Source organism: Paraburkholderia acidipaludis NBRC 101816 (assembly GCF_000684975.1).
Taxonomy (GTDB): domain Bacteria; phylum Pseudomonadota; class Gammaproteobacteria; order Burkholderiales; family Burkholderiaceae; genus Paraburkholderia; species Paraburkholderia acidipaludis.
In genome coordinates this window covers 221,380-228,722 of the sequence record NZ_BAXZ01000007.1, presented here as the reverse complement: position 1 = coordinate 228,722, position 7,343 = coordinate 221,380, and the positions used below count along the sequence as shown (strand labels likewise).

5 protein-coding genes are annotated in these 7,343 nt (G+C 63.7%); 1 reads left to right on the top strand and 4 read right to left on the bottom strand.

Going from position 1 to position 7,343, the window contains the following annotated elements; translation table 11 throughout:
* Positions 1-402: 402 nt before the first annotated feature.
* From BAC01S_RS31060 to BAC01S_RS11385, 4 genes are all read right to left on the bottom strand, one after another.
* Positions 403-1,488, bottom strand: a complete 1,086-nt coding sequence (locus BAC01S_RS31060) for a PAS domain-containing protein (protein WP_043201923.1) — start codon at positions 1,486-1,488, stop codon at positions 403-405.
* A 197-nt stretch (positions 1,489-1,685) separates the two neighbouring features.
* The gene (locus BAC01S_RS11395) at positions 1,686-2,648 is read right to left on the bottom strand and encodes a PDR/VanB family oxidoreductase (RefSeq protein WP_027794876.1); all 963 of its coding nucleotides are present in this window, start codon (positions 2,646-2,648) and stop codon (positions 1,686-1,688) included.
* 151 nt (positions 2,649-2,799) lie between these two features.
* Positions 2,800-4,260, bottom strand: coding sequence for an NAD-dependent succinate-semialdehyde dehydrogenase (locus BAC01S_RS11390; RefSeq protein WP_027794875.1), 1,461 nt, complete (start codon positions 4,258-4,260; stop codon positions 2,800-2,802).
* A 50-nt stretch (positions 4,261-4,310) separates the two neighbouring features.
* Positions 4,311-5,459, bottom strand: coding sequence for an aromatic ring-hydroxylating oxygenase subunit alpha (locus BAC01S_RS11385; protein ID WP_043201918.1), 1,149 nt, complete (start codon positions 5,457-5,459; stop codon positions 4,311-4,313).
* A gap of 389 nt (positions 5,460-5,848) precedes the next feature.
* Here BAC01S_RS11385 and BAC01S_RS11380 point away from each other — a divergent pair, with 389 nt between their 5' ends.
* Positions 5,849-7,294 (top strand): purine-cytosine permease family protein, encoded by a 1,446-nt coding sequence (locus BAC01S_RS11380; RefSeq protein ID WP_027794873.1) that lies wholly within the window; start codon positions 5,849-5,851, stop codon positions 7,292-7,294.
* Positions 7,295-7,343 lie beyond the last annotated feature (49 nt).

Genomic DNA, 7,343 nt, shown 5'->3' with positions numbered 1-7,343 from the left:
CCATCACTCGCCTTCCAACGGAGTGACAAGGCGCTCATTCTTCCGGCGGCGCTGCGCGCGCCGAAGGGCATAAACCCAACCAGTGGGGCGCATGCGTATTCAGGAGTCCATGCAGCACGCGTGGTTTCCCTTGCAGACCTGTCTGCGGCGCGCGTAGCGCGCAGCAGGAAGGATGAGCCCTTTGTCACTAACGTGAAGGGTGCAAGGCGACAGACGCTCCGGAACCACTACCAGGGTGGGCGAGTGGTGAACGGCGTCACACTGGCGGTTTAAAGCGGCTTTCTTTGCCTACTTTCTTTGCCGCGGCAAAGAAAGTAGGTGCCGCCCCGCACAGGGGCAACCCAGGCAGACCACCACGAAAACAAGAACCCCCCCAAACCAGCAACAACCGCAAATAAAACATCAAGACCGCGCGGCAACGACAGCAGTCGGGTTATCCGCAACAGGCTGCGCGGCCGCCGCCATATCCGTCGGCTGCGCTGCCCGGCAAAGGGCAGTAAGCCAAAGATCATCGCCATGCGGCGAGACACGCGCCTGCCCCTGTTCGACCACGAGCCGCCAGGTATCATCCGGCAGCGAAGCGCGATAGAGCACACGATAATCGGTACGACCGACGATCGCCTCGTCTACAGCCGCATTGCGCGCCGCGCGATCATCGGGATGGATATGCTTCGCGAGATCCGCGTAATGGCGCGGCCCCGCCGCGGGCGCGATGCCGAACAGGCGGCACCATTCGTCCGAGACCAGCAGTTCGTCCTGGTTGCGCAGCCAGCGCCAGGCGCCGAAGCCCGCCATGCGCTCGGCGTCGTTCAACAGCTGCACGCGCCGCTCCACCGCGCATTCGGCTTCCTTGCGCGCGCTGATGTCGATGGTCGTGCCCACCACGCGCACGGGACGCCCGGCGTCGTCGAACAGGGTGGCGAGGCGCGATTCGATCCAGCGGATCTGGCCGTCCGGCCAGATGATGCGGAAGTCCCACATACGCGGGGCATTGCCCGCCACGACTTCCTTCAACGCTTCCGCGTTGAGCCAGAGCGCGTCCTCCGGATGCAGGATCTCCCAGAACTCGTCGTTGGTGCGGATCTCGCGGCCGTAGAGCCTTGCGCAGTTGCTCGAATAGATCAACTCGTCGGTTACGAGATTCCATTCCCATGTCACGATGCCCGCCGCTTCCTGCGCCTGCTTCATGCGCGCTTCGTTCGACATGATTTCGGCCGTATAGCGCCGGCGCAGATCGGTCATCGGGAGTTCGGTCTTGCCGCCGAGGCCGAGATCGGTCACGGCGTCGTCGCCGTAGCGCAGCCAGACCCAGTTCACATCGAGGAATGCAGCGAGGCGGCGCAGGTTCGAATAGTCGATCTCGCCGCCGCGCGTCCACTTGTGGACCGCGGGACGCGAAATGCCGACGGCGTCGGCCACCTGCTGCAGACTCAATTTCTTGTGCTCGAGCAGCACCTTGAGACGGAACGCGAACGTTTCCTCGGACATCCAATTCCCTTTATGACGAATCGCGCGGTCGAGCGAAGAAGCAGAAAAGGCAACCTGCGCGCCTGGCCGCCGATCGGGCCGGGCGCGTGTTGCCGATGAGCCGCTGATAATGCACCGGTGATGGACGAAGCGCGCGGCCCGGACACAGGGCCCGAACGCGACTCGCCGTAGTTTAACGGATCGGCGGCGCCGCCGCCCTACAGGTCGATCACGAGGCGCGGCGTGCGCGAGCGCGAGACGCACAGCAGGACCGTCTTCTGCGCGGCTTTTTCGTCGTCGTCGAGATACTGGTCGCGGTGATCGGCTTCGCCTTCGAGGATCGCGACTTCGCAGGTGCCGCACACGCCCTCGCGGCACAGCGACTCGACCGTTACGCCGGCGCGCTCGATCGCCTTGAGGATGGTTTCGTCTTCGCCCACCGTCAGTTCGAGGCCCGACTTCGCCAGTACCACGGTGAAGGCCTTGCCGGCCGTGTCCGTGGCCGCGAACTGCTCCGAGTGGAGTTGTGCCTTCGGCCAGCCGAGCAGCGCGGCGTTCGCATAGACCGCGTCGTTCAGGCCTTGCGGGCCGCACACATAGACGTGCGCGTCGGGCGGCAGGCTCTTGAACAGCTTGAGCAGGTCGAGGCGCTGGCCCTCGCTGTCCGCGTAGCAATGCACGTTGGCCGCGTGTGGGCCTTGCTTGAGCTCGTTCACGAATGCGCCATGCTCGGGACTGCGAAAGGCGTAGTGCAGTTCGAGTTCGCGCGCCTCAGGCGTGTGCTCGGCCAGTTGCGCAAGAAACGGCGTGATGCCGATGCCGCCTGCAATGAACACATGGCGGCGGGCCTCGGGCGCGAGTTCGAACAGATTGGCAGGCGAGCCGATCGCAAGACGGCTACCCACCTGCACTTTGTCGTGCATGAACGCGGAGCCGCCGCGCGACGCTTCTTCGCGGCGCACCGCGATCTGATAGCGGCGCGTATCGTGCGGAGAACTGAGCAACGAGTACGCGTTGTGATGCCACGTGGCGCCGTCCTGCATCGAGACGAGCACGTGTGCGCCGCCGGTGAAAGGCGGCAAGGGCGCGCCGTCCGGCAGCGCAAGCGTGAAGCGCTTGATGAGCGGCGTGAGCGGCTCGATGGCGACGACTTCGACGGTGATCGATTCGCGGGCGTTCATGATGCTTTCCTTGACCGCGGGCCGGGCGGCGCACGCATGCCACTTAAGGCGCGCGACAGATGCCCCGGTAATGGTTGTTCTGGATTCCTGAAGCGCGGATGCAGCGCGGGCCGCATCCGCTGGCGGGTCAGTCGGCTACTCAGTGGGCAACTCAGCTGGCCACGCCGGCCATGCAGAGGTACTTGATCGACAGATAGTCTTCGATCCCGTATTTCGAGCCTTCGCGCCCGATGCCCGACTGCTTGACGCCGCCGAACGGCGCCACCTCGTTCGAAATCAGCCCCGTGTTGATGCCCACAATGCCGTATTCGAGCTGCTCGGCGACGCGCCAGATGCGGCCGATGTCACGGCTGTAGAAGTAGGCGGCGAGACCGTAGATCGAGTCGTTCGCGAGCTTGACCACCTCGGCGTCGTCCGAGAAGCGCACGATGGGCGCGACCGGTCCGAAGATCTCTTCGCTGAGCACGGCCATGCCGGGTTTCGCGTCGGCCAGCACGGTGGGCGCGTAGAAGTTGCCGCCGCGCGCGTGCACCGAGCCACCCGTCAGCACGCGTGCGCCTTGCGCTACGGCGTCGCGTACCAGACCGTCCACCTTTTCGCGTGCCGCTTCGTTGATCAGCGGTCCTACATTCACACCTTCGGCAAAACCGTCGCCCACGTTGAACGCTTCCACACGCGCCGCCAACCGGCGGCAGAACTCGTCGTAGACGCTGTCGTGCACGAAGAAGCGGTTGGCGCAGACGCAGGTCTGTCCCGCGTTGCGATACTTCGAGAGCAGGGCGCCGTCAATGGCGGCGTCGAGGTCGGCGTCGTCGAACACGATGAAGGGCGCGTTGCCGCCGAGTTCGAGCGAGACCTTCTTGACCGTATCCGAGCACTGGCGCATGAGCAGGCGCCCCACTTCGGTCGAACCCGTGAACGTGAGCTTCTTCACGAGCGGGCTGCTCGTCATTTCAAGGCCGATCTCGCGCGACTTGCCGGTCACCACATTGATCACGCCTGGCGGGATGCCGGCCTGTTCCGCGAGGGCGGCGAGCGCGAACGCGGAGAGCGGCGTTTCGTTGGCCGGCTTGATGACGATGGTGCAGCCCGCGGCCAGCGCGGGCGCCGCCTTGCGGGTGATCATCGCGGCCGGGAAATTCCACGGCGTGATGGCGGCGCAGACCCCTACCGGCTCGCGCGTCACGGCAAGGCGCTGATCGGGGTTCGGGCTCGGGATCACGTCGCCGTCAATGCGCTTGGCCTGTTCGGCGAACCATTCGATGAAGGACGCGGCGTAGGCGATCTCGCCCTTCGCTTCGGCAAGCGGCTTGCCTTGCTCGCGCGTCATCAGCGCGGCCAGTTCGTTCTGGTTCGCCATCACGAGGTCGAACCAGTTGCGCAGAAGCCGGGCGCGTTCCTTTGCCGTAAGCGCGCGCCATGCCGGGAAGGCGCGGTGCGCCGCTTCGATGGCGGCACGCGCCTCGCCGGCGCCCATGTTGGGCACGCGGGCGAGCCACTCGCCGGTGGAGGGGTTGTGGACGTCGAGCGTGGCGCCGTCTTCGGCGTCGCGCCACTGCCCGTCGATATAGGCCTGCTGGCGCAGCAGGCCGGGTTGTTGCAGCGAAGTCATGCAGTCGATCTCCGTGATAGGGCTGCGTCGGCGTGCTTCAGTCCTTGGCTTCAGTCCTGGTAGTACTGCGCGATCATGTTGTGGAAATGGGCGATGCCGTGCTCGCTGATGCCGCTGCGCTGCGGGTCGACCATGATGCGGCCCTGGCCGCGATAGCCGCGCGATTTGAGGCCCTTCTGCACGCTTTCCACGAGACGCAGATCTTCCGGGCGGAAGACCGTGCGATACCACTCGATCAGCTTCTGCTGCTCTTCGGTAGGCTCTTCGTTGAGGAAGTAGATGTCGTAGTGCTGCAGCGTGACTTCGGCGTTCACGGGAAACTCATAGATCACCGTCATGAAGTTGCTGCCGGGCGGCACGTTGAACATCGTGCAGGGCCAGGCCCAATAGCCGTGGAACGACGGGTCCGTGATCGAGGGATCGAGCTTGAACGAGCGCTCCGACGACTGCGCGTGACCGAACTGGAGCGTCCAGTTGCCGTGCAGCGTATGCGTGTATTTGTCGACCCGCACCGAGTCGGAGAAGCCGGGGTGCGCCGGACCGCAGTGATAGCACTCCAGATAGTTGTCGACGATCGACTTCCAGTTGGCCGGCGTTTCGGTGACGAAGCGGGCGGCGAGCTTGAGGTCGTCGATGACGGGGCAGGCTTCGCGCATGCTGGCTTCGAGGCCGGGCAGTTGCGATTCGACGTTGCCGGCTTCCGGATTCAGGTTGATGAACACGAAACCGGCGTACTCCTCCACGCGCACCGGGACGAGCGACGAATTTTCCTTGTCGAAGGCTTCCACGTGGTCGCAGTTGTTGGCATGCGCCAGCACGCCGTCGAGCTTGAATGCCCAGGCGTGATACGGGCAGGTGATCACGTTCTTGGCTTTGCCGCTGCCTTCCAGCAATTGGTGGCCGCGGTGCGGGCAGACGTTGTAGAACGCGCGCAGCACCTTGTCCTTGCCGCGCACGACCAGGATACTTTCCCCGATGATCTCGCGGGTGATGTAAGCGTTCGCTTCGGCAAGCTCGCTACGGTGCGCGACGCAGATCCACGTGTTTTCGAAGATCTTCTTTTCCTCGACCTTGTAGACCGACTCGGCGGTGTAGTAGCTCGCGGGAATGGTCCACGCGAGATTCGGGTTCGAGCAGAAGTCGGCCGGGAGCTTCGGAAGCTTGGATTGCTTGTGGAATTCGATAGGAAGGTAGGTCATGGGGTCCACCACTCATGAAAATTAACTAATGGTTACTACGAAACCAAAGGTTAACGAAAATATAGGCGAACTCTCCATGGAAGGGGATCGGGGTTATCCCTCGACTAACACAGATTCCGTGGATCAAGCTGATGCCAATTGGCTATTCTTGAGTTTGATCGCCTTGTCAGCTTGTTTGAGCGCAAGACAATGCGATTTTCCAGAGTGAGTCAATAGGAGGATACGATAGTGATCTGTCTACTTCGAAGTTGCGTAGCATTGTTAACTGATAGTTCATTGTTAACCTTAAGCTAACTTCGCCGCGGTCGAAGCGGGTCATCCCTGCACCGGTCCGGCGTCGCAGGTGGTCGGGCGCACCCGTGCGCCGCCACCCCGCATCTGGAGGAGATATGTCACACGAGGCCATTGCCGAAGCGCTTGCCAACGAGCCCGCGCGCGCCAGATCCCGGATCGAGTCGCGCTCGATCGACTACGTGCCGCTTGCCGAACGAAAGGGCAAGGCCTGGCATCTGTGGCCCGTCTGGTTTACGGGCGACGCGAATCTGGCCACGATTGCCGCCGGCGCGATCGGCGTCAGCATGGGCGGCAACCTGCTGTGGAGCGCGATTGCGGTGGTGCTCGGCAACGTGCTGGGCACGTTCTTCATGGCGTTCCATTCGAGCCAGGGACCGCAACTGGGCCTGCCGCAGATGATCCAGTCGCGGCCGCAGTTCGGCTATATGGGCGCGCTGCTCGTCTGGGTGGTCGCGCTCGTCACCTACGTGGGCTACAACTCGTTCAACCAGCTCATGGCGGGGCAAACCGCCCACCAGTTGCTCGGCACCGAGCCGCATCTGAGCTATATCGTCTTCACCGTGATTGCCGTCGCGCTCGCGGTGTTCGGCTATGACCTGATCCACAAGGCGCAGCGCTGGCTGGCCTTTGCGTTGCTCGCCGCGCTCACCGTCTTCAGCATCGGCGTTTGCGTGAAGGTGCCGTTTCCGGCCGGGCAGCTGAGCTTCGCCGGCTTCAAGGCGACACCGTTCCTCGTGCAGCTTTTCTCGGCCGCCGCCTATCAGTTGTCGTGGTCGATCTACGTTTCGGACTACTCGCGATATCTGCCGCCCACCACGGGCGTGCGCGCAACTTTCTGGTGGACTTTCCTCGGCGCGCTGATCGGCGGCGTGTGGATGATGCTCGTGGGCACCGCCGCGGCGGCGTTCAACGTGAAGATCGACATTTCGAACGCCGTGCAGCAGGCGGGCGACGCCATCTTTCCCGGTTTCGGCACGGTCACGCTGCTGCTCTCGCTGCTGGGCCTGCTGGCGATCACGGGCCTGAACTTCTACGGCGCGTCGCTCACGCTGCTCAGCATTACCGACTCGTTCAGGCCGGTCAAATCGAACGCGGCCAAGCGTATCGTGAGCCTGCTCGTGGTGGCGATCGTCGCGACTTCGCTGGCGTTCTCCGCGTCCGACCACTTCATGGACAAGTTCGGCGACTTCCTCGGCATACTCGGCTACCTGTTCACGCCGTGGACCGCCATCAATCTGGTCGACTTCTTCATCGTGCGTCATTCGCACTATTCCGTGCGCGAGATCTTCAATCCGCGCGGCATCTACGGGCGCTGGAACTGGCGCGGCCTGACCGCCTACGCCGTGGGCTTCGTCGCCATGATTCCGTTCTTCAAGACGGACCTGTACACGGGCCCCGTGGCCCGCGCGCTGGGCGGCACCGACATCGCGATGCTCGTGGGTCTGCCGGTGGCCGCACTCGTCTATCTGTGGACCTGCCGCTCGCTCGACATCGAGAAGGAGCGCCAGCTCGTGCGCGAAGCCGACCGCGGCCTGAACTGATCCCGCCCGAACGTTGATGGGCTATAGTTTCACACCGTTTTCGACGACC

Bases quoted from the DNA above. Each gene is read 5' to 3' on its own strand.
- BAC01S_RS31060 (WP_043201923.1), bottom strand. From the start codon at position 1,488: ATGTCCGAGGAAACGTTCGCGTTCCGTCTCAAGGTGCTGCTCGAGCAC.
- BAC01S_RS11380 (WP_027794873.1), top strand. From the start codon at position 5,849: ATGTCACACGAGGCCATTGCCGAAGCGCTTGCCAACGAGCCCGCGCGC.
- BAC01S_RS11385 (WP_043201918.1), bottom strand. From the start codon at position 5,459: ATGACCTACCTTCCTATCGAATTCCACAAGCAATCCAAGCTTCCGAAG.
- BAC01S_RS11395 (WP_027794876.1), bottom strand. From the start codon at position 2,648: ATGAACGCCCGCGAATCGATCACCGTCGAAGTCGTCGCCATCGAGCCG.
- BAC01S_RS11390 (WP_027794875.1), bottom strand. From the start codon at position 4,260: ATGACTTCGCTGCAACAACCCGGCCTGCTGCGCCAGCAGGCCTATATC.